The following is a 25,014-nucleotide window of genomic DNA, read 5'->3' on the forward strand; positions in this document are numbered from 1 at the left end:
GCGAACGGGCGGCGGGGGCGGCGGCGATCGCGGCGGAGCTGGGGCTGCCGTTCACCTCGGAGCGCCATCCGGTGCCGGAGCCCGCGCAGCGGCGCGAGGGCAGCGAGGCGGCGGCGCGCCGGGTGCGGTATGCGGCCCTCGAGGTCTTTCGCGAGCGCATCGGCGCCGACCGGATCCTTACCGCGCACCACCGGAACGATCAGATCGAGACCCTTCTTCTGCGAATCGCTGCGGGGAGCGGACTTGCCGGACTTCAGGGAATCCACCGCCGCCGAGGGGCGATTCTGCGTCCACTCCTGGATCTGGATCGGTCCGTTCTGGAGGCGTTCGTCGCGGCCAAGGGAATCGTCCCGCTCGCCGATCCCACCAATCTCGACCTCGCGATCGAACGCAATCGCATTCGCCATCGGCTCTGGCCGCACCTCGAGCGGGAGGAGCCCGGCCTGGGTTCGGCCCTGGCCGCCGTGGCCCAGGCGGCGGAGCGAGCCCGGAAAACCCTTGACGGCCGTCTCAGAAGGCTGCTGGTAAGGGAACATGACGATGCCCATCCCTGCCTCGAGGTCGGAGCCCTTCCTCCTTCAACGGCAGGAGAGCCCGAATTGGCCTCCGCGCTCGCTGCCGCGTCTGGAGCTGCAGCGCGAGCTCGCACCGCTCTCGGCCAGTGTTTCGAGAAGCTGCTGGCAAAGGAAGGCCGGGGCCTGCAGCCGCGCCTCGAGATCGCTGCGATTCTTCCTTTACCGGAGCCTTTGCCTTTTTTCGCCCTGGGCCTCCTCGAGCGTCTGGAAGGCCGGGAGAGGCCGGGGTCGACGCGGTCGAAACGCGAGCTGCTCCGCCAACTCTCCGCGGAGGTCCGGGTGCCAGGAGGGCTGGCCGGCGGGCGGTTCGCCGGCACGCCGAGGCTCGCGCTGGCGGCTGGGGACGGTCTCTTTTGGCAGGCATCCGGCGGCTTTTTGTGGCTCGCTCCCCTGCCCGCCGCCGTACCGGCCTTTTCATATATTCTGGAGCTGCCGGGAGAGGTGGAAATTCCGGAGCTGCACGGTCGTATCCGGCTCTCCCGAGAGCCTCTGGCACCCTGGATGCGCATCGGCGAGCGCCGGCGCGCGGCTATTGCCATCCCTTCCCGAAGCCCGGGAGCGGACCCGGTTCGGGTGGAGATTCGCAACCGCCGGCCCGGGGACCGCATCCGGTCCCTGGGAGCGCCTGGAATGCGGCGGCTGAAGGAACTGTTGATCGATCACAAGGTGCCGTCCGTGGAGCGGGACAGGATTCCCCTTCTCCTCATCGACGGCGCCATCGCCTGGGTACCGGGTATCACCGTTGCAGACCGGTTCCGGTTGCAGGACGAAAGTGACGCCTGGGTCGTCGAGTGGATCGACAACCCGAAGCGGGACTTTCGACGTATGACTATCGAAGCAGGTCCGGCCGACGGCCGGGAGGAGTCTCGAACTTGAGTGGAACCTTGCGCACGCTGCTGCTCTGGATGGTCATCTTCGTGGTGGTCATCCTGCTCTGGAACACCTTCCAGGTCGGCAAGACGACCCAGCAGGATCTCACCTACAGTGAGTTCAACGAGCAGCTCAACAAGGGCCAGATCGCCAAGATCACCCTGCGCGACCAGTCGATCACGGGCGTCTTCAAGGAGGGCGGAACGAACGCCAAGGACGCCGAGTTCAAGGTCGAGCTGCCGTTCCGGCCGGACGCCGAGTTCACCGACAAGCTGATCGCCGCCAAGGTCGAGGTTCTGGCCGAGCTGCCGAAAGAGAACACGCTGCTCACGATCCTCGTCGGCTGGGCGCCGGTTCTGCTGCTCGTCGGCCTGTGGATCTTCTTCATGCGCCAGATGCAGAGCGGTGGCAACAAGGCGATGTCGTTCGGCAAGAGCAAGGCGAAGCTCCTGTCGACGACCGGCAAGAAGGTCACCTTCAAGGATGTCGCCGGCGTCGAAGAGGCCAAGGAGGAGCTGCAGGAGATCGTCGAGTTCCTCAAGGATCCGCAGAAGTTCCAGAAGCTCGGCGGCAAGATCCCGAAGGGCGTCCTGCTCATGGGCCCTCCCGGTACGGGAAAGACCCTGCTCGCGCGCGCCATCGCCGGCGAGGCCAACGTGCCGTTCTTCTCGATCTCGGGTTCGGATTTCGTCGAGATGTTCGTCGGCGTCGGCGCCTCGCGGGTGCGCGACCTCTTCGAGCAGGGCAAGAAGAACGCCCCTTGCATCGTCTTCATCGACGAGATCGACGCCGTTGGGCGGCACCGCGGCGCCGGGCTCGGAGGTGGCCACGACGAGCGTGAGCAGACGCTCAACCAGCTGCTGGTCGAGATGGACGGCTTCGAGACCAACGAAGGGGTCATCCTGATCGCCGGCACCAACCGTCCGGACGTGCTCGATCCGGCGCTGCTGCGCCCCGGCAGGTTCGACCGCCGCGTCGTCGTCGACCGCCCGGACATGAACGGCCGGGTCGGCATCCTCGAGGTCCACACGCGCAACATTCCGCTCTCCGAGGACGTGAATCTCTCGGTGCTGGCGCGCGGCACCCCTGGATTCGCCGGCGCCGACCTCGCGAACCTGGTCAACGAAGCGGCGCTCATCGCCGCCCGGCGCAACAAGAAGAAGGTCGAGATGGTCGACTTCGAGTACGCCAAGGACAAGGTGCTCATGGGCGCCGAAAGGAAGTCGCTCGTCCTCACCGAGGACGAGAAGCGCGTCACCGCCTTCCACGAGGCCGGCCACGCGATCGTCGCCGCCTTCCTGATCGGCCACGATCCGCTGCACAAGGTCACGATCATTCCGCGCGGCCGTGCGCTCGGTGTCACGATGCAGTTGCCGACCGAGGACAAGTACACCTACACCAAGAACTACGTGTCGAGCCAGATCGCCATTCTCATGGGAGGCCGGGCGGCCGAGGAGATGACCCAGAAGGACATCACCACCGGCGCCGGCAACGACATCGAGCGCGCCACCGCCATGGCGCGCAAGATGGTCTGCGAATGGGGCATGTCGGAGTTGGGCCCGCTCGCCTACGGCGGCGACAGCGAACCGGTCTTCCTCGGCCGCGACTTCGCCCAGAAGTCGGGCTACAGCGAAGAGACGGCACAGCGCATCGACGCCGAAGTGACGCGCATCGTGCAGCGCGCCTACGAGCAGGCGCGCGACATCCTGAAGCGCCACCGTGCGGTGCTCGACCGGGTCGCCAACGACCTGCTCGAAAAGGAGTCGCTCGACGGCGTCGAGGTCTACGCCACGATCGCCGAGATGACCGGCGAGCAGCTCGACCCGATGCCGCGCCCGCGGCCCGAAGCCGCTCCGGCGGCAGAGGGTACTCCGCCAGGCGCCGACAGCCCGACGGGTCCGGCCTCCGGTCGGCCGGCGTCGGGACCGGCACTCAATCCCGAAGCGACTCCGGCCTGACGCCGCTGGCACTGCGCCCCGCACGGCGTCCCGCACTGCGTCCCGCACTGCGTCCGATGCGCCCCTGCGACGGCCTGCGCCTCTCCGTTAGACTTGCGGGCGGAAGCGTCGCGCCCAGGAGATGATCGCCCAACCCGCCCCAGCCGCTTCGTTCCGCCTCACGCTCGCGCGCGGGCAGGAGCTCGAGCTCATGCCGCGCCGGCCGCGTCTCATGGGTGTCGTCAACGTCACGCCGGACTCGTTCAGCGACGGTGGCCGGTTCCTCGCCCCGCAGAGCGCCATCGACCAGGCCCTCCGTCTGATCGAGGAGGGCGCCGATCTCATCGACCTGGGGGCCGAGTCGACCCGTCCCGGCGGCAGCGTCTACGGCGCGGGCGCGCAGGAGGTCGAGGCTCGCGAGGAGCTCGCGCGCCTGCTGCCAGTGCTTTCTGGCCTGCGGCGGCAGAGCCCGATTCCGATCTCCGTCGACACCCGCAAGGCTCTGGTGGCCCGCGCGGCCCTCGACGCCGGCGCCGACCTCCTCAACGACGTATCGGGCCTCGAAGACCCGGAGACCGCAACGCTCGCCGCGCGCACCGGCTGTCCAGTGGTGCTGATGCACCATCAGGGCATCTTCCAGCGCCCATGGTCGGCGGACGAGGGGCGGGTCTCTGAAACGCCGGGAACGCTCGGGCCGGCCGGAGCGGGCGGGCGGCTCGTCGAGCAGGTCCGTGCGGGCCTCGCCGCCATGCTCGCTCGCGCGCTCGCCGCCGGCTGCCGCCGGGAGCAGATCGTGCTCGACCCGGGACTCGGTTTCGGCAAGTTGGGTCGGCAGAATCTCGAGCTCCTCGGCCGCCTGGGCGACCCGGCGGGCCTCGCCGCGCTCGGCAGGCCGATCCTCGTCGGCGCGAGCCGCAAGAGCTTTCTCGCCAGCGCGTCTGCCGCCCGGCACGCAGCCCCCCCACCGCCGCCCGCGGAGCGCCTGCCCGAGAGCCTGGCGGCTGCGGCCTGGGCGGCGGCCGGCGGGGCCGCGATCCTGCGCGTGCACGACGTCGGCGCGACGCGCCGCTTCCTCGCCGCCTGGACGGCGATCGACGACTGCGGCACGACCGCAGGGAACGCCGATCGCGAGGAGATCCCGGCATGAGCTTCGGAGAGTTCCTGGAGCTCTTGACCTGGCAGGACCTGCTCGACGTCGCCATCGTCACGCTCGTCTTCTACAACCTCCTCCTCCTGATCCGGGGCACCCGCGCGGTGCAGATCCTGGTCGGCCTCGTCTTCGTGGCGGCGACCAGCTACCTCGCCCGCTGGGCGAATCTGGTCGCCCTCGAGACCCTCATCCAGAAATTCCTGATCATCCTGCCGTTCGCGCTCGTCGTGCTCTTTCAGCCCGAGATCCGCCGGGCGCTCGCCCGGTTCGGGCGCGGTCCGTTCTTCGGCGCCGCGCCCAGCAAGGCCCACGCCTACCTGCACGACGTGGTGCTCGCCGCCTCGACGCTCGCCGAGCGCCGGACGGGCGCGCTCGTCGTCTTCGAGCGCAAGGAGGGGCTGCGGGTCTACGTCGAGAACGGCATAGCGCTCGACGCCCGGCTCTCGTTCGACCTCCTGGTCAGCATCTTCACGCCGGACGCTCCGCTGCACGACGGCGCCATCATCATCCAGGCGGAACGCATCGCGGCCGCCTCCTGCTTTCTCCCGCTGACCGCCAACCCAGAGCTCTCGAAGGAGCACGGCTCGCGCCATCGCGCGGCCCTCGGGATCAGCGAGGAGACCGACGCGCTCGCCTTGGTGGTCTCCGAGGAGACCGGAGAGATCTCGCTCGCCGTCGCCGGCGAGCTCGAGAGGCATCTGGACAAGGCGCAGCTCTCCGCCCGCCTGCGCTTCCACCTCGTCACCGACGTCGACGCGTCGTCACGGGAGGATCGATGAGCCGGATGAGCGGCAAGCCGTGGGGACTCCGACTGCTCGCCATTTTCGCCGCGATCGCGGTCTGGTTTTCGGCGTCGTTCGTGAAGCGCGAGCGGGTGAGCGAGAAGTTGATCGACGCGACGGTGACCTACAACCCGGCGCGCGGCACCGTGATCCTCGACCCGATCCAAACGGTCAAGGTGCGCCTGCGCGGGCCCGACAAGCAGATCCGGACGCTTGCGCCGCACGTCGTCGACGTGGTGATCGAGGTTCCCGGTCTCGCGACCGGCACGCTCGACATCCAGCTCGACGAGAGCAACGTCCTGCGGCCCGAGAGTTTCGAAGTCCTGGCGATCGAGCCCAATTCGATCGCCTTGCGACTCGACCGCGAGAAGACCCAGATGCTCCGCGTCTCGCCCCGCCTGGTGGGCGAACCGGCCGCCGGCGCCGAGCCGCTCTCGCCGGTCGCCCGGCCCGACATGGTCCAGGTCACCGGACCGGAGTCGATTCTCGCCGGCATCACCGCCGCCACGACGAGCCCGATCAGCCTCGACGGCCACGCGCTGACCTTCAAGCAGACCGTGAGCGTCGTGCCACCCGATCCCCTGGTGCGCATCATTCAACCCTCGGTCGTCACCGTCGAAGTTCCCATGCACTTCCCCGGCGCCGACACCGACGAGGCCTCGGCCCGGGACCGCGCCGCCGACGCCGGACGACAGGAGAACCCATGAGCCGCCGACTGTTTGGAACCGACGGTATCCGGGCTCCGTTCGGAGTCGAGCCGCTCACGGCCGCGACGGTGCGACGCATCGGCTTCGCCCTGGGCCAGGAGCTCTTCGCGGCGCAGACCGAACCGAAGCCACCACTCGTGCTGCTCGGCGGCGACACGCGCGCGAGCTCTCCGGCGCTCGTCGAGTGGATGACCGAGGGTCTTCGGGTCGCGGGCGCGCGCACGCTCGACCTCGGTACGCTGCCGACACCGGCGGTCGCCTGGGCGGTTCCGCGCTGGGACGGCGCCGCCGGGGTGGTGGCCTCCGCGAGTCACAACCCCGCGGCCGACAACGGCCTCAAGCTGATCGATCGCGCCGGTTTCAAGTGGGAACCGGAGGCCGAAGCACGGCTCGAAGCCCGGCTCGCCGATCTCCTCGAGGATCGCACCGCTTCCGCCGCGGCCGCCGATGCCCAGGATGCCGACGGCCGCGATCGTCGCCTCGGGGCCGGGACGGCTCCGGGCCCGGCGGACTTCCAGCCCGCTTCGCCGGTCACGGCGCGCCCGACCGATCCGGAGGTGATCGGGCGTTACCTGCGTTGGCTGATCGGCGAGAGCGGAGGACGCCAGGCGCTCGCCGGGCTGCGCGTCGCCCTCGACACCGCGAACGGCGCTGCCTCGCGGCTCGCCGGCGAGCTCTTCGCCGGGCTCGGCGCCGAAGTCGAGCTCCTCTTCGCCCATCCGGACGGCAGCAACATCAACTGCGACTGCGGCTCGACCCACCCGGAGGCACTCGCCGCGCGACTCGCAACGGGCGACTTCGACCTCGGCTTCGCCTTCGATGGCGACGCCGATCGCGCGCTGCTGCTCGACGAGCGCGGCCGGCTGCACGACGGCGATGCCATGCTCTACCTCTGGGCCCGCGATCTCGCTCAGCGGGGCCAGTTGGTCGTGCCGACGATCGTCGCCACCAGCATGAGCAACTTCGGACTGGAAAGGGCCCTCGAGGCGCTGGGCGTCGGCGTCCTGCGCTGCGATGTCGGGGATCGCGCCGTCGTCGAGACGCTGCGCGACAACGGTCTGCGCCTCGGCGGAGAGCAGTCGGGTCACCTCGTCGACCTGCACTGTTCGACGACCGGTGACGGACTGTTGACCGCGGTGCGCATCGCGGCGATCGCCGCCCGGGCGGCGCGGGCCGGGCGCACGATCTCGGCCGAGCTCGCCGGTTTTCGCCGCTTTCCCCAGATCCTGCGCAACGTGCCGGTGGAGCGCAAGCCGCCCTTCGCGGAGCTCGCCGGCGTCGCCGCCGCGGCGCGCCGCGTCGAGGAGAGCCTCGGCTCCCAGGGCAGGCTGGTGCTGCGCTACAGCGGCACCGAGCCGCTGGCGAGAATCATGATCGAGGGGCCCGACGAGGCCTCGATCGGCGAGCTCGCCGGCAGCCTCGCTGACGCCATTCAGCTCGAGATCGGAGGCGCCCGATGACCGTCCCTGCGCTGCAGCTCTCGGTGAACGTCGACCATGTCGCCACGCTGCGCCAGGCGCGGCGGGGCGACTTTCCGGATCCGGTCGAGGCGGCCGCGGTCGCCGAGTCCGCCGGCGCCTCCGGCATCACCATCCACCTGCGCGGCGACCGGCGGCACATCCAGGACGGCGACCTCGAACGCCTGCGCGCCTCCGTGCGCGGCAAGCTCAACCTCGAGATGGCGGCGAGCGACGAGATGATCGCCATCGCCTGCCGCTCGCGCCCGCATCAGGTGACCCTCGTGCCCGAGAGGCCGGAAGAGCTCACCACGGAGGGCGGGCTCGACGTCGTCTCTCACCTCCCCCGCCTGCTGGCCGGCGCCGAGCGCCTGCGCGCCGCCGGCATCGACGTCTCGCTGTTCGTCGACCCCGACCCGAAGCGCATCGACGCGCTCGCCCCGCTCGCCGGCCTCGCGACCGGCATCGAGCTCAACACGGATGCCTACACGCGCGCCCGCGGTGGATTCGCCGCCAGCCGCCGGGCCGAAGCCGCGCGCGCCGCGGACATGGCCGCCGCACTCGGCTTCCGCATCTACGCCGGCCACGGCCTGACCGCCGGCAACGTCGGCGGTATCGCCTCGATCCTCCGGATCGAAGAGCTCAACATCGGGCATGCCCTGATCTGCCGCGCCGTCATCCTCGGCCTGGAAGGCGCGGTGCGCGAAATGCTCGCGGCGATGCAAACGGCGCGGGACACCGCCCGCGCCAGTGCGGGTGCCGGTGCCACCGGCGCCGCGCCCGCCCTCGCGCCCTAGCGCTCGATCTCGATCAGCGGCTCGCGCTCGAGCTCGGGCTCGGCGGCGAGGATGAAGGTGCGCGCGATCGGCAGGAGCGAGCGTCGGTAGGACCCACCGAGCTGCAGGTTGACCTCGTAGAAGCCTTGCGGCCAGATCGTCAGCAGACGTCCGCGCTTGGCCTCGCCGGTGATCGAGTCGAAATAGACGAGAACGTCAGCCGGGGTTTCCATGGTTCACTCCTGGTAGTAGCCCTGATCCTTGTAGTCCTTGAGCTTGCGCTGCAACGTGCGGAGGCCGATATCGAGAAGCCTGGCGGCCTCCACCCGGCGGCCGCCGGTGCGGTCGAGGGCGGCGAGAATAGCGTCGCGTTCGATCTCGTCCATGGTCTTCGTGCCGCGCGGTGCCTCCGCCGTGGCTGCCGGCGCCCCGCCGGGCAGGATCGATCTGCGGAAGAACGGCTCCTGCTCCGCCGGGAGCTCCTCGGCGTCGGCCTGCTCCAGGTCCAAGGCGGCTCCGCCCGGTTCGGTCTCCTCGGCGCAGGCCTGCACTTCCGGCGGCAGGTCGCTCACCCGGACGACGTCGCCGCGATGGAAGATGACCACCGACTCGACGGCGTTGCGGAGCTCGCGCACATTGCCGGGCCAGGCGTAGGCCGAGAGCGCACCCAGCGCTTCGCGCGAAAAGCGCTTCGCTTCACGCCCGTGCTCGCGGCAGATCAGATTCAGATAGTGCTCGGCGAGGCGCGGAATGTCGTCGCGCCGCTCGCGCAGCGGCGGAATCCTGAGCGTCACGACCTTGAGCCGGTAGTAGAGGTCTTCGCGGAACCGCCCCTCGGCGATCTCCTTCTCGAGATCCTTGTTGGTGGCCGCGATCAGGCGGAAGTCGACGTCGATCAGCTCGCTGCCGCCGACCCGCATCACCTGCCGCTCCTCGAGCACCCGCAGGAGCTTGACCTGGAGCTCCGGATAGAGCTCGGAGATCTCGTCGAGGAAGAGGGTGCCCTTGTGCGCCAGCTCGAACTTGCCGATCTTCCTCCCGATGGCGCCGGTGAACGAGCCGCGCTCGTGGCCGAAGAGCTCGCTCTCGAGAATGTCCGGCGGGATCGCGCCGCAGTTGATCGCCAGGAAGCGCTCGTTGCGCCGCGGGCTGGTGAGATGCAGCGCGTTCGCGACCAGCTCCTTGCCGGTGCCGCTCTCGCCGATGATGAGCACCGTCGACTTGGTCGGCGCCACCAGGCGCATCTGCTCGAAGAGCGCCTCCATTTTCGCCGAGCGGCCGATGATGCTCTCGAAACCGAAGCGCTTGTCGAGCTGCTGATTGAGCTCGACGACCTTCTCCTTGAGCTGGCGCTTCTCGAGCTGCATCAGGACGCGCTTGCGAAGCTCGTAGAGGTCCACCGGCTTGGTCAGGTAGTCGTCGGCGCCGACCCGCATCGCCTCGACGGCGGACTCGATCGAGCCGAAACCGGTGACCAGGATGACCGCGAGGTCGAGCCCCCGCTTGCGGACTTCGTTCAGGAACCCGAGTCCGTCGAGTCCCGGCATGCGGAGGTCGCAGACGGCGAGTTGCGGGGTGTCCGTCTCCTCCAGAAGCTCGAGCGCCCGACGGGCGTCGTCGAAGGTGCGAACGGCGAATCCGGCACGCTGGATGGCCAGGGCCATCGACTCGCGCGAGCCGGTTTCATCATCAATCACAAGGACTTGCGGCTCCTGCGCCATAGAGTGCCATTCTGGCACAGGTTGACCCTCGGCCCCTCCTGGAATTGCCGCAGCAAGAACAAGAAAGGCTGCTGGTAAAGAAAAAGAAACCGATCATCGCGGCTGAGTCGAACCATCGGCGCGGGCGGCCCACGCCGGCGTTCTGGATGCGAAAGCGAGTCGTCGCAGCCACGAAAGGAACGCCCCCAGCACCCTTTACCGAGCTTTTTTCAGAACCTTGCCAGTCGTTTCAGGAACCCGGCTTCGTCGAGGATCTCGATCCCGAGCGCTCTCGCCTTGTCGAGCTTCGAACCGGCGTCCTCGCCGGCGACGACGAAGGAGGTCTTCGGGGACACCGAGCCGGCGACGCGGGCCCCCAGTGCTTCGAGCTGCGCCGCGGCCTCCTCCCGGCTCATCGACGCGAGCTTGCCGGTGAGGACGACCGTCTTCCCGGCGAGCGGCATGGACGCCGCCGTCGGGCGCGAGACAGCGGGCGGCTCGACGCCGGCGGCGGCGAGCGCCGCGAGCCGCCGCTGCTGACGGGGATCGGCGAAGAAGGCGCGCACGCTCGCCGCCACCTTGGGTCCGATCTCGTCGACCACCTGGAGCTCCTCCTCGCTGGCCGACTCCAGGGCCGCGAGAGAGCCGAAGTGCTGCGCCAGGAGCTTCGCGGTGCGTTCGCCGACCATGCGGATGCCGAGGCCGAAAAGTAGGCGGGCGAGCGGACGATGACGGCTCTCGGCGAGCGCCGCGAGGAGGTTGTCGGCCGACTTCCCGCCCCAGCCCGGCAGCGCCGCGAGCGCCTCGCGGTCGAGCTCGTAGATCCCGGGGATGTCGGTCACCATGCCGGCGGCCACGAGTTGGGCGATGCGCTCGTCGCCCAGCCCCTCGATATCCATGGCGTTCCTCGAGACGTAGTGCCGGATCGTCTCCTGGCGCACCGCCGGGCACTCCGGGTTGACGCAGCGCGTGGCGACCTCGCCCTCGAAGCGCACCACGGCCTCGCCGCACTCGGGGCAGCGGGTCGGCATCTCGAACGGCCGGGCCTCGGCTGGCCGCCGGTCGAGCCGGACTTCGACGACCCGTGGAATGACCTCTCCCGCCTTCTCGATCACCACGGTGTCGCCGACGCGCACGTCCTTGCGCGACAGGTCTTCGTAGTTGTGCAGCGTCGCCCGCCGCACCGTCGAGCCGGCGACCAGCACGGGATCGAACTCGGCGACCGGCGTCAGCACGCCGGTGCGCCCGACCTGCACCAGAATGGCGCGCACGACGGTCTCCGCCTGCTCCGGCTCGTACTTGTAGGCCACCGCCCAGCGCGGCGCCTTCGCAGTCGCACCGAGGCGCTCGCGCAGCGCGAGATCGTCGATCTTGATCACGACACCGTCGGTTTCGAAGCCGAGGGTGTGGCGTTTCTCGCGCCATTGGGCGATGAACTCCTCGACCTCGGCGAGGCCACGGCATCGCCGCCACGACTCGTGCACCGGGAAGCCCCACCCGGCCAGACGCTCGAGGCCATGCGAGTGGGTCGCGAACAGCGGTCCGTCGGCGATCTGGTAGACGACCGCCGCGAGCCGGCGGCTCGCCACCTGGCGGCTTGCCAGGAGCCGGATCGCTCCGGCGGTGACGTTGCGCGGATTGGCGTAGAGCTCCTCTCCCGCCGCCTCGCGCTCCCGATTCACGCGCTCGAACTCCGCGAGCGGCATGTAGACCTCGCCGCGCACCAGGAGGTTCGGAGGGGCTTCGGGCGGCAGGCGCAACGGCAGCGCCCGCACCGTGCGCAGATTCTCGGTGACGTCGTCGCCCACCGTGCCGTTGCCGCGCGTCGCTCCGCGCACGAACAGGCCGTCCTCGTAGAGCAGCGAGGTCGAGATGCCATCGACCTTGAGCTCGGCGACGAACTCGAATCCCGCTGCAGCCTCCTCGGGGGCGAGGCGCGCGAGGCGCGCCGCCCACTCCCGCAACTCGGGGACGTTGTAGGTATTGTCGAGCGACATCATGGGAGGCTCGTGCCGTACTGGCTCGAAGCCCGGGAGCGGTTCTCCTCCGACGCGCCGGGTCGGGCTGTCGGGAGTCGCGAGCTCCGGCTGCGCGGCTTCGAGCTCGACGAGCTCCGCCATCATGCGGTCGAACTCGCGATCGGAGATCTCGGGCCGTCCCGCGCCATAGTAGAGCTGCTCGTGACGCTGGATTTCGCGCCGGAGCTGGGCGGCGCGCTGCGCCGGATCTGGCCTGGTGGCGGTCATGGCCGCCGGTCTAGCAGACCCGTTGGGCTGCGGCGCGGGCGGGATCGCTCCCCGCTGCATCGCTGGAGATGCGCAAGGCGCCCGAGTCGAAGACCGAAGCCGGACGCGGCCCGGCCAGAAGCTCGGGCTCGCGCTCGAGGAGCTCGCGCAGCACCGCGACGACGCGCGGGTCGAACTGCGCGCCCGCCTCGCGTTCGAGCTCGGCGAGCGCCTGTGCCATGTCGCGACCTTTGCGATACGGGCGATCGTTGGTGATCGCGTCGAGCGCGTCGATCACCGACAGGATCCGCGCGCCGAGCGGAATGTTCTCGCCGCGCAGGCCGAAGTAGCCCGGATAGACGACGCCTTCGCGTTTTCCGTCCCAGCGCTCCTGATGGTACTTGACCAGAGGCAGGACGTCGCGCAGCACCTCGATGTTGCCCAGGATCTTGAGACCGATCTCGACGTGCTTGTGCATCAGCACGGTCTCTGCCGCGTCGAGCGGACCCTGCTTGTTGAGGATCGCCTCCGGCACGCCGATCTTGCCGACGTCGTGAAGGAGCGCACCGTAGGCCAGCAGTTGCAGATCGTGCCCGCCGAGCCCGAGCTCCTGTCCGAGCCGCTCGGCAATCCTCGCCACCCTCTGCACGTGACCGACGGTCGTCGGGTCCTTGGCCTCGATCGCCGCCGCGAGCGATACGACCGTGCGATGGAAGTCGCGCTCGAGTTGCGACTGCTGCTGCTGGACATGCTCGATGAGCTGCCGATTCCGCTCCGAGAGCGCTCCGCCGACCGCCCCGAAGAGGCAGAAGAAACCGGCGACGAGGTAGGCAGGCGCCAGCACCTCGCGCAGTGGGCCGGAGTGCGCCGAGAGCGCCGGCAGGACGGTCAACCCGAAATAGGCGAGGCAGACCGGGAGGTTCATCCAGATGGCTCCACCGAGGCCCCCCTGCGCGCCGGCGAGGGCGACCGGAGCGAGGAGGCCGACGGCCATCCACGCCGGGAATCCCCAATCGAGCCGATAGGAGCCCCAGAGCACGACGATCGCCGCGATCAGCGCGAACCCGGTGAGCGCCAATTGCCGGCTGTTGGAGCGCCATTGCACGAAGAGGCGCTGGCCGTAGGTGTCGAGCAGGCTCGCCGGCCGCAGCGCGAGCAGCAGCGGAATTCCCAGGATGAGGCCGGCCATCGTGTCCGCCACCCACCAGGCGAGGAGGTTGCTGACCAGTGCTTCGACCGTCCATTCGAGCCGCCCCAGCCAGGCCAGGGCGAGCGTGCCGAGGATGCCGCTCGCCAGACTCGCGAGCCCGATTCCCAGAAGCATCACGCGAGTCAACCGGGTGCCCGTCGGGCCGGTGGGACGGCGCAGCGTCAACGCCGGAACGAGCGCCGCCGAGGCGTGGACCAGGCAGAACAGCACCATCGCGAGCGGCGAGATCGCCGCGGCCCCCCAGGGGGAGGCGGCGACGGCGAGCAGGACACCGAGCACTCCCCACGGCCCGAACGCAACGCTGGCCGCGAGCGAGACGCCCGCTGGGGGAAAGACGAACGAGGCACCGTAGGACTCGCTGAAGAACTCGGCGACCTCGGACAGGAGGCCGAAGGCCACGGCGGTGGCCAACATCTGCACCAGACCTCGTCCGAAGGGGACGAAATCCGCCGAGCTCGCCTGGCTCGAGGCAGAGGAAGTCGTGGAGCTCGCGTACAAGACGGTGCTTTCTACCCCGAGCCACCGCAACGGTCAAGCACGCCCTCGAGCCCTCTGGCGCCGGCGGACACCCGAGGCGCTCCCGCCGGCGCCGGGATCACCGGCCAGGACAGGCTTCAGGCCCCCCGAGTGTCGTCTTTCGGAGCCTCTTCGGAAGCCGCGAGGTCCTCTGCCAGCTGCAGGTCCGTCGGCTCGGCGAGCGCTCCCGGTTCGGGCGCAGGCGAGCTCGCCGCCGGCGGAGTGACTGGCGGTGCGGGCGGCGCAGGCGGCGCGGGCACTGCGGGCAGAGGCTCCCCAGCGTTCGCCGCTTCGGCTGTCCTCGCGTTTCGGGCCGACAGACCGGGGCCCCCGTCGGACCGTCGCCAATCGCGTCCGAGCAGCGACAGGGTCATCGCACCGAGACCCATCGTCCAGGCGGCGTACTTGAGGAAGAAGCCGAGCGCGATCAGGGCGAAGGCGAAGAGTCCGAGGAAACCGCCGGGCAGGCCGACGAGCCGCGCCAGAATCGTCACGCCCTGGATCATGGCGACGCCGACCACCACCGGCAGGAACGGCTCCGCGAGCTGCCAGCCGAAGCGCTCCGCCGCCCAACGGCCGAGCGACTGGGCGACTGCGGCGAAGCCGAGCAGCGTCGCGACGAGCAGGGCGAGCACCGCCACCGGCACCAGCACCAGCAGCGGAATGCCGACGATCGAAACCGCGAGGATGACGGTGACGAAGATCAGCACCGGGAAGAAGAGGAGCTGGGTCAGAAGGCCGGCAAAGACCGCCTTCCACGGCTCCTCGGTCAACCGCCGCGATGTGTGCTCCATCGGACCACGCGCCAGCAGCACCGAGATGCAGCAGAGCAGCATCAGGAACAGGGCGCGCAAGATGCTCCAGACGAGCTCGCCGGCGTCGCTGTCGAACATGAAGGGCCAGGCTGAGCTCCACCCGTGGTCGCCCTTGCCGCCCCAATCGCCGCCCCAGCCGACCGTCGAGCGCTGTCCCTCGACGGTCGCTCCGTCCTCGGCCTGAACGCTGCCCCCGATGGCGACGGCATCCTGCTCGACAGTCGCTCCGGACTCGAGGCGTACTTTGCCGCCGACCGCGACCGCGCTGCCTCCCACCTGACCACCGCTCTCGACGGTGACGCTGCCACCGACCGCAACCGCGTCCCCTTCGACGTGACCGGAGACGGTCACCGAGCAGCCGATGCAGACGGTGTCTCCGGTGGTCTCGCCGGCCTCGACATGGATCGACCTGCCGAACGAGACGCGATCGTCGCCGTCGCTTTCGACCCGGATGTGACCGATGCCGGGCACCGGCGGTGCCGGCGGAATCGGAGGAGTCGGCGCAAACCCAGGGGTCCCGGAGACGCCAGCTGACCCGTCCTCATCGAGGCCGAGCGCCGCGCGCCGCTCTTCGGCGTCGAGCGCCGCCAGGCTGGCGACGAGCTCGCCATCCTTGCCGAGGAAGGCACGCAGCTCATCATCGGAGAACGCCTTGCCGTTGACCTCGACCTCCGCCTCGTCGTCGACGAGCTCGATCGAACGGATCGCCGGATCGCCTTCGATCGGCCGCAGGCGGATCGAATCGTCCTCCACCCAGACCCGGAATCGCTGATGGATCTGGTCGCCGAGGCTGCCCTTCTCGACGGTCTCGGCCGCGGCGGCGACGGGAACGGTGGGTACGGCGACGGCGCCGCCGGCAAATCCGAGCAGCAGCAGAGTGACCGCAGTGAGGCGAGCGAGACACGGGGAGAGACCCCCGCGCCCGGACACGGGAGCGTCAGGCCGAAAGCGCAGCGATGCCAGCATGGGATGGACTCCTTTTCGACGAAAGCGCGACCAGCCCGCGAAACGCGGCCAGCGCGAGCGCTGCATTCAAGGCGAGAAGTGCGACCAACGGCGGCTGAGCCAGGGCGCGACCGAGAACCCGGCCGACACTCGCCAAGGCACCCCAGATGGAGAGTCCGGCCGTCAGATGCGACATCAGATCGGCAACCGAACTGATCCAGAGATTGAGCACCCCGGCCGGTCCGACCAGCCGGGCCAACGGCCCGACCGCCGGCAGGAGCAGCCCCGCCGAGACCGCCACCGCGAGGAGAGCGGCAGCGAGCGCCGCGCGGCTCCACCGCGAATCGAGCCAGCTGCGCCGCGGCAGCGCCGCCATCACCCGCAGCACGAATCCGGGCCGCGGAGCCGGCTCCGGGAGGTGTGCGAACCAGGCCGCAAGAGAGGCATCCTCGGGCAGGAGCGGTCGGGTATGGGCGTCGCGGGGGGGGGTGTTCATTTCATCTCTCCAGTCGGCCCTACGATTGCTCCACCTCCGGGTTTCACACCCGGGGAATCGGGATCGAGACCGAGCGTCCGCATCTCGCGCGCGAGCTCGGCGCGAGCGCGGAAAATGTGGATCTTCACGGTGCCCAGGGGGAGCCCCAGGACCTCGGCGATCTCGTCGTACGACATCTCCTGGGCGAAGCGCAGGAGCAGAATCCCCCGATAGGCCGGGCGCAGGCGCGCCACGGCGCGCTCGAGCAGCCGGCCCGACTCCCTGGCCAGGGTCCGCAGCAGCGGATTCTCCGCCGCGAGGTCGGCCGGCATCTCGGGCGACTCCTCTTCCCCGGGGAAAGGGGCGTCGAGGGAGACCGTTTCGAGCCCCCCGCGGCGCAGCTCGTCGAGAGCGCTGTTGTGCGCGATCTTGAAGATCCAGCTCGAGAACTTGCGTTCCGGATCGAACCGCGGCAGGGCCTTCCAGGCCTTGAGGAACGTCTCCTGGGCGAGATCCTCGGCGAGCTCCGGTTGCCGGACGATGCGCACTACCAGCGCGTAGACCGGCCGGTGAAAGCGCTCCACGAGCTCGCGGAACGCCTCCTCCGAGCCACGCTTCGCCTCGACGGCGAGCGCCTCGTCGCTCTTCGCCCCGCTCCGCTCCACAACATTGACTCCGGCCACCGGCCATCAAGCCTAGCGTACCCGCCGACGTCGCCTGTGGCACTTGCGTCGGGATCCGTGCCCCGGGTTGCGGGCGGAGGGGTGTCCCCCGGCTGCCCGCCCCAACGCGCTGGGCATCGGAGCCAGCGGCCCGGATATGCTCCGGCGATGCCCGATGCACCCCTCGTTCTGCCGCTCGACGCCCACAACCAGCGGCTGGTCGACAACGTCCATCCGGCGGCCTGGGAGAATCCCGTACCGGCCGGGGTCTACCACCTCGTCGTCCTCGGCGCCGGCACGGCCGGCCTGGTGGCCGCCGTCGGCGCCGCCGGTCTCGGAGCCCGGGTTGCCATCGTCGAGAAGCACCTGCTGGGAGGAGATTGCCTCAACTCGGGCTGCGTCCCTTCGAAGGCGGTGCTGCGCGCTGCGCGCGCCTTCCGCGACCTGCGGCATGCGGCCGAGTTCGGCGTGCGGGCGACGCCGGAGGGCGGCGACTTCGCGGCGGCGATGCAACGCATGCGACGCCTGCGGGCCGAGATCAGCGGCCACGACTCCGTCTGGCGGCTGCGCGACCTCGGCATCGACGTCTTTCTCGGCGAAGGCCGATTCACCGGCGCGGATACCCTCGAGGTCGCGGGGAGCCGGCTGCGGTTCCGCCGGGCGCTGGTGGCGACCGGGGCGCGCCCCGCGGTGCCCGATCTGCCCGGACTCGCCGAGGTCGGATGCCTCACCAGCGAGACGGTCTTCCAGCTCACCGATCTGCCGCGGCGGCTGGCGATCCTCGGCGGGGGACCCATCGGGTGCGAGCTGGCCCAGGCCTTCGCCCGGTTCGGCAGCCAGGTCACTCAACTGGTGCGCGGTCGCCATCTGCTGACGCTCGAGGAGGAGGTCTGCGTCGCGGTCGTCCAGAAGGCCCTCGAAGCCGACGGGGTGCGGATCGTTGTCGACTGCCGACTCCTCGGCGTCCAACGGCCGCAGCGCAGCAAGGTCGTGCACTTCGAGCTCGACGGCAATCAGCATCAGCTGCCGGTGGACGAGATCCTCGTCGCCACCGGGCGCGCGGCCAACGTCCTGGGACTCGGCCTCGAGAGCGCCGGTGTCGCCTTCTCGCCGCGCGGTGTCGAGGTCGATGACCGGCTCCAGACGACGAATCCGCGCATCTACGCCTGTGGCGACGTCGTGTCGGCGCGCCGCTTCACCCATCTCGCAGATGCCCAGGCGAGGATCGTGCTGCAGAACGCCCTCTTTCGCGGCAGGAAAAGAGCCAGTGCGCTGCTCGTCCCCCGGTGCACCTTCACCTCGCCCGAGGTCGCCCAGGTTGGCCTCCATGATGACGAGCTGCGCCAGCGCGGGATCCGCTTCGAGACCCTGGAGGTGTCGCTGGCGGAGAACGACCGCGCGCGCCTCGATGGCGCCGGCGCCGATGCCGGGCTACTCCGCCTCCACTACAAGCGGGGGGGCGACCGGATCCTCGGGGCGACCCTGGTGAGCGAGCACGCCGGCGAGACGATTGGCGAGCTCGTCGTGGCGATCCAGCACGGCGTCGGCCTCGCCCGACTGGCCGAGACGATCCACCCCTACCCCACCCAGGCGGAAGTGGTGAAACGGGCCGCCGACGCCTGGCGCCGGACGAAGCTCACCCGGGGGGCAAAGCGCCTCTTCGCCTTCTGGTTTCGCCGGCAGGAGAAGAGTGAGCTCCGGCGGTTTGCCAAATCCGATGGGCTGGCGGCCGCTCAGTCCGACGCGCTCGCGAAGCCGCCACCCAGCGCGCGATAGAGCTCGACCGCCGCGACCAGTTCGTCACGGCGCGCCGTCTGCAGCTCGAGCTCGGCCACCAGGCGCGAGCGCTCGACGTCCAGCACCTCCAGGAAGCTCGATTCGCCCTCCCGATAGCGGTCGCGAGCGATCGCTGCCGCAGCCTCGAGCGCCGCGCTCTGCTCAGCCAGGGCCGTGCGCCGCTCGCGCCGCGTCTGGGTGGCGAACAGCGCGTCCTCGACGTCGCGGAAAGCGCCTTCGGCGGTCGCGAGGTAGCCGATCACCGCCTGCTTCTGGCGCTCTTCGGTAGCCGCCACCAGCGCACGGTTCCGGCCACCCTGGAAGATCGGCTGCAGGAGGCCGGCCGCCACCTGCCAGACCGCCGCCGCAGGGTTCCAGAGGTTCCCGAGCTCGGCGCTCTCGCGGCCGTAGTAGCCGGTGAGACCGATCGAGGGGAAGAGGGCGGCACGCGCCTGCCCGACGCGCGCTGCGGCGGCCGCGAGGCGGGCCTCCGCGACCGCGACGTCCGGGCGGCGCAGGAGGAGCTCCGACGGCAGGCCGGCCGGCACCTCCGGCACGGCGATCTCCTCCAGAGCCTTGCCACGTTCGATCGCACCGGGCATGCCGCCGAGCAGAATGGCGAGTCGATTCTCGGTCGCGCGGCGACGACGCTCGATTTCGGGCAACGCCGCCGCGGCGGCGGCGCGTTCGGCGCGCGCCCGTTCGAGGTCGAGGCGCGAGACCAGCCCCCCTTCGAAGCGATCCCGGATGAGCTGCTCGGTGCGCTGCCGAGTTTCGACCGTCTCGCGCGTCACCACGGCCTGGCGGTCGAGGCTGGCGAGGTCGAAATAGGTCGAGGCGACGTCGGAGACCACCGCGAGACGCACCGCATCCCGGGTCCAGGTGGCGGCGAGGAGATCCTGACGCGCCGCCTCGGCCTGGTTGCGCGCCCGGCCGAAGAGGTCGAGCTCGAACGAGACCGTCGCTGCCACCCGTCCGTAGTCGACCTCGGTGGCGCTTCCCGGTGCCTGCGCGCCGCTCGACTCCGCGAGGCGCGTGCGCGCCGCCGTGGCCTCGAGCGCGACCGCAGGCAGTCGGTCCGCACCCGCGAGCCGGGCGAGGGCGCGCGACTCTTCCAGCCGCGAGATCGCCAGCGCGAGATCGTGATTGGCCTCGAGTCCGAGCGCCACCAGGGCGTCGAGCTGCGGGTCGTCGAAAGCCAGCCACCAGGAGTCGGCGACTGCCGCTCCCGCACTCCCGTCCGACATCCCGACGGCGGCAGACGAGCGCCAGCTCTCCGGCGCGACCGTCGAAGGCGGCTCCGGAGGGGGGGCGAGGGAACAGCCGGCCGTAGCGAGAAGTACGACCGTGAGAACAGGCAGGAACGCGGGCATGAACGTGCGGCGAATCACGAGGAGACCTCCTGCCCGGCGGAGGATTCCGCGACGCCCGGGCGGCGTCGCCTCTCCCCCAGCCGCGCGATGATCACGTAGAAGACCGGAATGAAGAAGACCGCGATGAACGTCGCGGCGATCATGCCGCCGAAAACGCCGGTACCGATCGAATGTCGGCTCGCGGCGCCCGCGCCGGTCGAGACGACCAGCGGCAGCACCCCGAGGACGAAGGCGAGCGAGGTCATCACGATGGGACGGAACCGCAAACGCGCCGCCTCCTGCGCGGCGCCTTCGATCGTGGCCCCGGCATCCCGCCGCTGGGTGGCGAACTCGACCATCAAAATGGCGTTCTTCGACGCCAGGCCGATGAGCGTGATCAATCCGATCTGGAAATAGATGTCGTTCGCCGCCCCGCCGAAAAGGGCGCCGCGCAACCAGACCGCCGCGAGCGCGCCGAGCACAGCGATCGGCACGGTGAGCAGCACGGCCACCGGCAGCTTCCAGCTCTCGTACTGCCCAGCCAGGATCAAGAAAACCACCAGGATCGAGAACAGGAAGACCACCGCCGAGGAGCCGCCGGTCTTCTTCTCCTGGAAGGCCGAGCCGCTCCAGGCGTAACCGAAGTCCTGTGGCAGTTGGGCGTCGGCGAGCTTCTCCATCGCCGCGATCGCCTCGCCCGAGCTTCGTCCGGGGGCGGCGGCCCCGAGGAGCTTCACCGCCGGAAACCCGTTGAAGCGCTCGAGCACCTCGGGGCCGACCGTCGACTTCACGGTGACCAGCGCAGAGAGCGGCATCATGCGGCCGTCGGCGGCGCGCACGAAGACGCGCCCGAGATCGTCGGGCGACTTGCGGTCGACCGCCTCGGCCTGAAGCTGCACCCGGAAGGCCCTGCCGCTGCGCGTGAAGTCGTTGACGTAGAGCGTGCCGAAGGTGCTCTGCAACGCCGCGTAAACGTCATCGACCGAGATGCCCGACGCCTTGGCGCGTTCACGGTCCAGCGCCACCTCGAGCTGCGGCACGTCCGGCCGGAAGAGCGTGCGTACGCCGGCCAGCTCGGGCAGCTTGTTGGCCTTCTCCATCAGGCCGAACGCCACCTCCGACATGTGGTGGGTGCTGCCCTCGCCGCGATTCTGAACGAAGAACTCGAACCCGCCGGTCGCACCGAGCCCCTGGATCGGCGGTGGATTGAAGCCGAAGATCACGGCCTCCTTGATCCCGCCGGTGCTGCCGTAGAAGCCGCCCAGCACCTGCTCGAGTTTCGACTCGCGCTCGTCCCAGGGTTTCAGAATGACGAAGAAGGTGGCAGCGTTCGACTTGCTGCCGCCGCCGACGAAGTCGAAGCCGACGATCGAAACGATGCGCTCGACCGCCGGATCCGCCAGCACCGCCTGCTCCACCTGACGCGCCACCTTCGCCGTGCGTTGCAGCGTCGCGCCGTCCGGGAGCAAGGCCGCGGCGATGAAATAGCCCTGATCCTCACTCGGCACCAGCCCGCCGGGCACCACGTTGAGCAGCCCGAAAACCGCCAGGAGCGCGACCAGAAACAGGCCGATGGTGAGCGCCTTGTGGCGGATCAGAAAGTCGACCTTGGCGCCGAAACCGTCGGTGCGGCGCTGGAACCAGGCATCGAACCTGCCCAGCAGACCGTGCGGCGCGATGTGCTCCGGGCGGAGCAGGATCGCGCACAGCGCCGGGGTCAAAGTGAGCGCGACCACGCCGGAGAGAAATACCGAGATGGCGATGGTGATGGCGAACTGGCGGTAGAGCTCGCCAGCGAGGCCGCCGAAGAAGGCGACCGGCAGAAAGACCGCCACCAGGACGAGGACGATCGCGATCACCGGTCCGGTGACTTCGGTCATCGCCTTGAACGCCGCTTCGCGCGGCGAGATCTTCTCGGCGCGCTGAATGCGCTCGACGTTCTCGAGCACGACGATGGCGTCGTCGACGACGATGCCGATGGCGAGCACCAGCCCGAACAGCGTCAGGGTGTTGATGCTGAATCCGAGGGCGTACATGCCGGCGAACGCGCCGATGAGGGACACCGGCACGGCCATCAGCGGAATGAGCGTCGCGCGGAACGAACCGAGGAAGACCCAGACGACCAGGAACACCAGCACCATCGCCTCGAGGAGGGTCTTCACGACCTCTTCGATCGACACCCGCACGAACCGGGTCGAGTCGTACGGCGTCGCCCAGGCCATCCCTACGGGAAAGCGCTTGGCGACTTCCCTCATCGTCGCCTGTACGCCATCCGCCGTCGCCAGCGAATTGGCGCCCGGCTGCAGGAAGATCGCCATGTTGATCGCCGGCTTGCCGTTGACGTTCGACACCGTGTCGTAGTCCCGGGCGCCGAGCTCGACCCGCGCGACATCGGCGAGGCGCACCCGCGCCCCATCCGCTGCCGACCGCAGGACGATCTCCTCGAACTGCCGCGGCTCCGTGTAGCGAGGGGGTGCGGTGACGGTGAAAGAGAGCTCGGTCGGGCCCGGCGTCGGCTCCTGGCCGATGCGCCCGACCGCGAACTGCGCATTCTGCTCGCGGATGGCGGCCGCGACGTCCGCCGGCGTCAGGCCGAAGAGCGCCAGGCGGTCCGGCTTGAGCCAGATCCGCATCGAGAAGTCCTGGGCGCCGAAGATCAACGCCGAGCCGACTCCCGGAACGCGCTTGATCTCCTCGAGGATGTTGAGCGTCGTGTAGTTGGAGAGGAAGAGCGGGTCCAGACGGCCTTCCGGCGAAGTCATCGAGATGATCTGCAGGAAGTTCGACGACTGCTTCTGCACCGTGACGCCGTTTCTGCGGACCTCCTCGGGGAGCCGCGGCTCGGCGAGGCGGACGCGGTTGCTGACATTGGTCGCCGCCTGGTCGACGTCGGTGCCGGTCTCGAAGGTCACGGTGATGCTCACCGAGCCGTTCGAAGACGAGGTCGACGACAGATAGAGCATTCCCTCGACGCCGTTGATCTGCTCTTCGATCGGGGCAGCGACCGTGACCTGCAGGGTCTCGGCCGACGCTCCGGGATAGAAGGCGTTCACCGTCACCTGCGGCGGCGCGATCTCCGGGTACTGCGCGATCGGCAGGTTGAAGATCGCCGCCGCGCCGATCAGCAGAATCAGCAGCGAGATGACGGTGGCGAGAATCGGCCGCCGGATGAAGAGATGCGAAATCATGAACCGGCTCCGGATTCGCCCGCCGCCCCATCCGTCTCGACCGCCGGCTCGACCGCGTCGACAGCCGCGTCGACGACCTGCACGACCGCTCCCGGACCGACCTTGAGCGCGCCGTCGACGATCACCCGCTCACCTGCGGCGAGGCCCGAGCCGACGATCCAGTCGCTGCCGCTCCACTGCTCGAGCACGACCGGCCGGGACTCGACCTTGTCGCCGACGCCAACGACGTAGACGAACTGGCCCTCCGGCCCCTGCTGCACGGCGCGCTGCGGCACCACCAGCGCTGCGGACCGGGAGACGCCCTGCAGCACCACGCGCACGAAGAGTCCCGGGAGGAGCGCGGCGTCGGCATTGGGGAATTCCGCGCGCAGCTCGACCGAGCCGGTCGAGACGTCGATCTGCGAGCCGGTGAAGTTCAGCTTGCCGCGCAGCGGATGGATCCGGCCGTCGGCGAGCACGAGCTCGGCGGAGACGTCCGAGAGCGACTTCCCGGCGCGGGCGAGCTCCGCCTGAAGACGCGCGAACTCGCGGTCCGAGACCGTGAACAGCGCCCAGATCGGGTCGATGCGCCAGATGCTCGTCAGCAGCGAATTCTCGCCATCGTCGACCAGACTCCCCTGGGACTTGAGCGCTCGGCCGGAGATTCCCGAGACCGGCGCGACGACCTGCGTGTAGCCGAGCTCGAGCTCGGCCGAACGCAGGGCGGCGCGGGCGCTCTCGAGGCTCGCGCTGGCCTGGTCGCGGGTCGACATGGCGTCGTCCAACTCGCGCCGGGAGACCGCCTCGCGCTCGACCAGGGGACCCAGCCGCGCCACGTCGCGCTCGGCGCGGGTGAGAGCCGCTTGCGCCTCGCCCACCACGCCTTTCGCGCGGTCGACATCGGCACGGTAGGAGGCCGGATCGATCCGGAAGAGGAGCTGCCCCTCGCGAACCGGCTCGCCCTCGTTGTAGGCCCAGCTCTGCAGGATGCCCTTCACCCGCGAGCGGACTTCGACCTCGCGCGAGCCCTGGAGCCGCCCCGGCACCGCGAAGGCCATTTCGAGGGTCTTCGGCGCCAGAGTCACGACCGTGACCTGTGCCGGCGGCGGAGCCAGTTGGGCCGGCGGCTTGCCACCGCCACAGGCGAGGCTCCAAGAGGATGTGATGAGTACTGCGACTGTCATCAAGGAACGATTCACGAGGCTCTCCTCAGAGTTCGAAAGGGTGCGCATTTGGATTCAGGAACCCGCCGGGCGGGGCCGGCAACCATGGATGAAGATTCGGACGGCGCTACGCACCTGCTCTTGGATCTCCTGCGGCGTGACAGGACTCGGGTCGCCGGCGAGCGCCCGGTTGTGCAGGTGTCCGCGCAGGAGCGCCAGGAACTGGCCGGCGGCGCGCACCGGCTCGGCGATCTCGAGCAGCCCCTTGTCCACCTTGTCGCCCAGGTACGAAGCGAGCGCCTGCTGGATCGGCCCGCCCTCTTCGGTCAGGAAGACTTCGCGCAGCTCGGGTGCATGGGGAGCTTCGGCGCACAGCGCGCGCCACCAGGCGACCACCGACGGTTCGAGCACCACGGCCAGGTAGCGCTCGCCGAACGCGAGCAGACCCTGCTCCGGGTCGATCGAGATCCCTTCGACGCAGAGCGGCCGCATCACCGCCTCGGAGTAGTCGCGCAGGATCGCCTCGAACAGGCCGCGCTTGGTGCTGAAGAGTGCGTAGAGCGTGGCGAGCGACCCCCCCGAGACCGCGACGACATCGGCGCAGGTCGTGGCGGCGTAGCCCTTCTCGAGGAAGAGGGTGCGGGCGGCCGCGAGGATCGCCTGTCGGCGCGCTGAAGCGCGGCCCGAGAGGCCATCGGACGCACAGGGGTGGCAGGCGGAGGTGGGCGGAAGGTCGCTCAAGGAGCGTACTGTA

At 69.8% G+C, this 25,014-nt stretch carries 19 protein-coding genes; 8 read left to right on the plus strand and 11 right to left on the minus strand.

Annotated elements, in window-relative coordinates; translation table 11 throughout:
- The 7 genes from tilS to KBI44_03125 all read left to right on the plus strand — a co-directional run.
- Positions 1 to 1,451 (plus strand): tRNA lysidine(34) synthetase TilS (gene tilS, locus KBI44_03095; GenBank protein ID MBP9143444.1); only part of this gene is annotated, 1,451 nt, incomplete at its 5' end.
- Positions 1,452 to 1,480: 29 nt separating this feature from the next.
- Positions 1,481 to 3,403, plus strand: coding sequence for an ATP-dependent zinc metalloprotease FtsH (gene ftsH, locus KBI44_03100; GenBank protein MBP9143445.1), 1,923 nt, complete (start codon positions 1,481 to 1,483; stop codon positions 3,401 to 3,403).
- A gap of 211 nt (positions 3,404 to 3,614) precedes the next feature.
- Positions 3,615 to 4,529: a dihydropteroate synthase gene (folP, locus tag KBI44_03105; protein ID MBP9143446.1), complete on the plus strand. Its 915-nt coding sequence runs from the start codon at positions 3,615 to 3,617 to the stop codon at positions 4,527 to 4,529.
- The gene (gene cdaA, locus KBI44_03110) at positions 4,526 to 5,311 is read left to right on the plus strand and encodes a diadenylate cyclase CdaA (protein MBP9143447.1); all 786 of its coding nucleotides are present in this window, start codon (positions 4,526 to 4,528) and stop codon (positions 5,309 to 5,311) included. The genes folP and cdaA overlap by 4 nt, the downstream gene beginning before the upstream one ends.
- Positions 5,308 to 6,021, plus strand: a complete 714-nt coding sequence (locus KBI44_03115; protein MBP9143448.1) for a YbbR-like domain-containing protein — start codon at positions 5,308 to 5,310, stop codon at positions 6,019 to 6,021. Before cdaA ends, KBI44_03115 begins: the two co-directional genes overlap by 4 nt.
- Positions 6,018 to 7,481, plus strand: coding sequence for a phosphoglucosamine mutase (locus KBI44_03120; GenBank protein ID MBP9143449.1), 1,464 nt, complete (start codon positions 6,018 to 6,020; stop codon positions 7,479 to 7,481). The genes KBI44_03115 and KBI44_03120 overlap by 4 nt, the downstream gene beginning before the upstream one ends.
- Positions 7,478 to 8,275 (plus strand): pyridoxine 5'-phosphate synthase, encoded by a 798-nt coding sequence (locus tag KBI44_03125; GenBank protein ID MBP9143450.1) that lies wholly within the window; start codon positions 7,478 to 7,480, stop codon positions 8,273 to 8,275. The genes KBI44_03120 and KBI44_03125 overlap by 4 nt, the downstream gene beginning before the upstream one ends.
- On the opposite strand, the gene KBI44_03130 is transcribed toward KBI44_03125, so the two are convergent.
- The 7 genes from KBI44_03130 to KBI44_03160 all read right to left on the minus strand — a co-directional run bounded on the left by KBI44_03130 (position 8,272) and on the right by KBI44_03160 (position 16,823).
- Positions 8,272 to 8,487 carry a hypothetical protein gene (locus tag KBI44_03130; protein ID MBP9143451.1) on the minus strand — a complete coding sequence of 72 codons (216 nt, stop codon included), beginning with the start codon at positions 8,485 to 8,487 and terminating at the stop codon, positions 8,272 to 8,274. The genes KBI44_03125 and KBI44_03130 overlap by 4 nt on opposite strands.
- A 3-nt stretch (positions 8,488 to 8,490) precedes the next feature.
- Positions 8,491 to 9,951, minus strand: a complete 1,461-nt coding sequence (locus KBI44_03135) for a sigma-54-dependent Fis family transcriptional regulator (protein ID MBP9143452.1) — start codon at positions 9,949 to 9,951, stop codon at positions 8,491 to 8,493.
- Between the two features lie 233 nt (positions 9,952 to 10,184).
- Positions 10,185 to 12,200 (minus strand): NAD-dependent DNA ligase LigA, encoded by a 2,016-nt coding sequence (gene ligA, locus KBI44_03140; GenBank protein MBP9143453.1) that lies wholly within the window; start codon positions 12,198 to 12,200, stop codon positions 10,185 to 10,187.
- Between the two features lie 10 nt (positions 12,201 to 12,210).
- Entirely contained in the window at positions 12,211 to 13,803 is a 1,593-nt protein-coding gene (locus KBI44_03145; GenBank protein ID MBP9143454.1) for an HD domain-containing protein, read from the minus strand.
- 200 nt (positions 13,804 to 14,003) lie between these two features.
- Positions 14,004 to 15,686, minus strand: coding sequence for a hypothetical protein (locus KBI44_03150; protein MBP9143455.1), 1,683 nt, complete (start codon positions 15,684 to 15,686; stop codon positions 14,004 to 14,006).
- Positions 15,658 to 16,161 carry a hypothetical protein gene (locus KBI44_03155; protein MBP9143456.1) on the minus strand — a complete coding sequence of 168 codons (504 nt, stop codon included), beginning with the start codon at positions 16,159 to 16,161 and terminating at the stop codon, positions 15,658 to 15,660. Before KBI44_03155 ends, KBI44_03150 begins: the two co-directional genes overlap by 29 nt.
- Positions 16,158 to 16,823: an RNA polymerase sigma factor gene (locus KBI44_03160; protein MBP9143457.1), complete on the minus strand. Its 666-nt coding sequence runs from the start codon at positions 16,821 to 16,823 to the stop codon at positions 16,158 to 16,160. The genes KBI44_03155 and KBI44_03160 overlap by 4 nt, the downstream gene beginning before the upstream one ends.
- Positions 16,824 to 16,970: 147 nt before the next feature.
- Here KBI44_03160 and KBI44_03165 point away from each other — a divergent pair, with 147 nt between their 5' ends.
- The gene (locus KBI44_03165; protein ID MBP9143458.1) at positions 16,971 to 18,578 is read left to right on the plus strand and encodes a mercuric reductase; all 1,608 of its coding nucleotides are present in this window, start codon (positions 16,971 to 16,973) and stop codon (positions 18,576 to 18,578) included.
- Here the strand turns inward: KBI44_03165 and KBI44_03170 are convergent.
- The 4 genes from KBI44_03170 to KBI44_03185 are packed head-to-tail and all read right to left on the minus strand — an operon-like array spanning position 18,536 to position 25,001.
- On the minus strand, positions 18,536 to 19,969 hold the full coding sequence (locus KBI44_03170; GenBank protein MBP9143459.1) for an efflux transporter outer membrane subunit: 1,434 nt from the start codon (positions 19,967 to 19,969) through the stop codon (positions 18,536 to 18,538). The two genes, KBI44_03165 and KBI44_03170, sit on opposite strands and share 43 nt — an antisense overlap.
- Positions 19,966 to 23,118, minus strand: a complete 3,153-nt coding sequence (locus KBI44_03175) for a multidrug efflux RND transporter permease subunit (protein MBP9143460.1) — start codon at positions 23,116 to 23,118, stop codon at positions 19,966 to 19,968. The genes KBI44_03170 and KBI44_03175 overlap by 4 nt, the downstream gene beginning before the upstream one ends.
- Positions 23,115 to 24,281, minus strand: coding sequence for an efflux RND transporter periplasmic adaptor subunit (locus KBI44_03180; protein ID MBP9143461.1), 1,167 nt, complete (start codon positions 24,279 to 24,281; stop codon positions 23,115 to 23,117). Before KBI44_03180 ends, KBI44_03175 begins: the two co-directional genes overlap by 4 nt.
- 54 nt (positions 24,282 to 24,335) lie before the next feature.
- Positions 24,336 to 25,001, minus strand: coding sequence for a TetR/AcrR family transcriptional regulator (locus tag KBI44_03185; protein ID MBP9143462.1), 666 nt, complete (start codon positions 24,999 to 25,001; stop codon positions 24,336 to 24,338).
- Positions 25,002 to 25,014 lie beyond the last annotated feature (13 nt).

The organism is Thermoanaerobaculia bacterium (assembly GCA_018057705.1).
In the GTDB taxonomy this organism is placed as follows: Bacteria; Acidobacteriota; Thermoanaerobaculia; order Multivoradales; family JAGPDF01; genus JAGPDF01.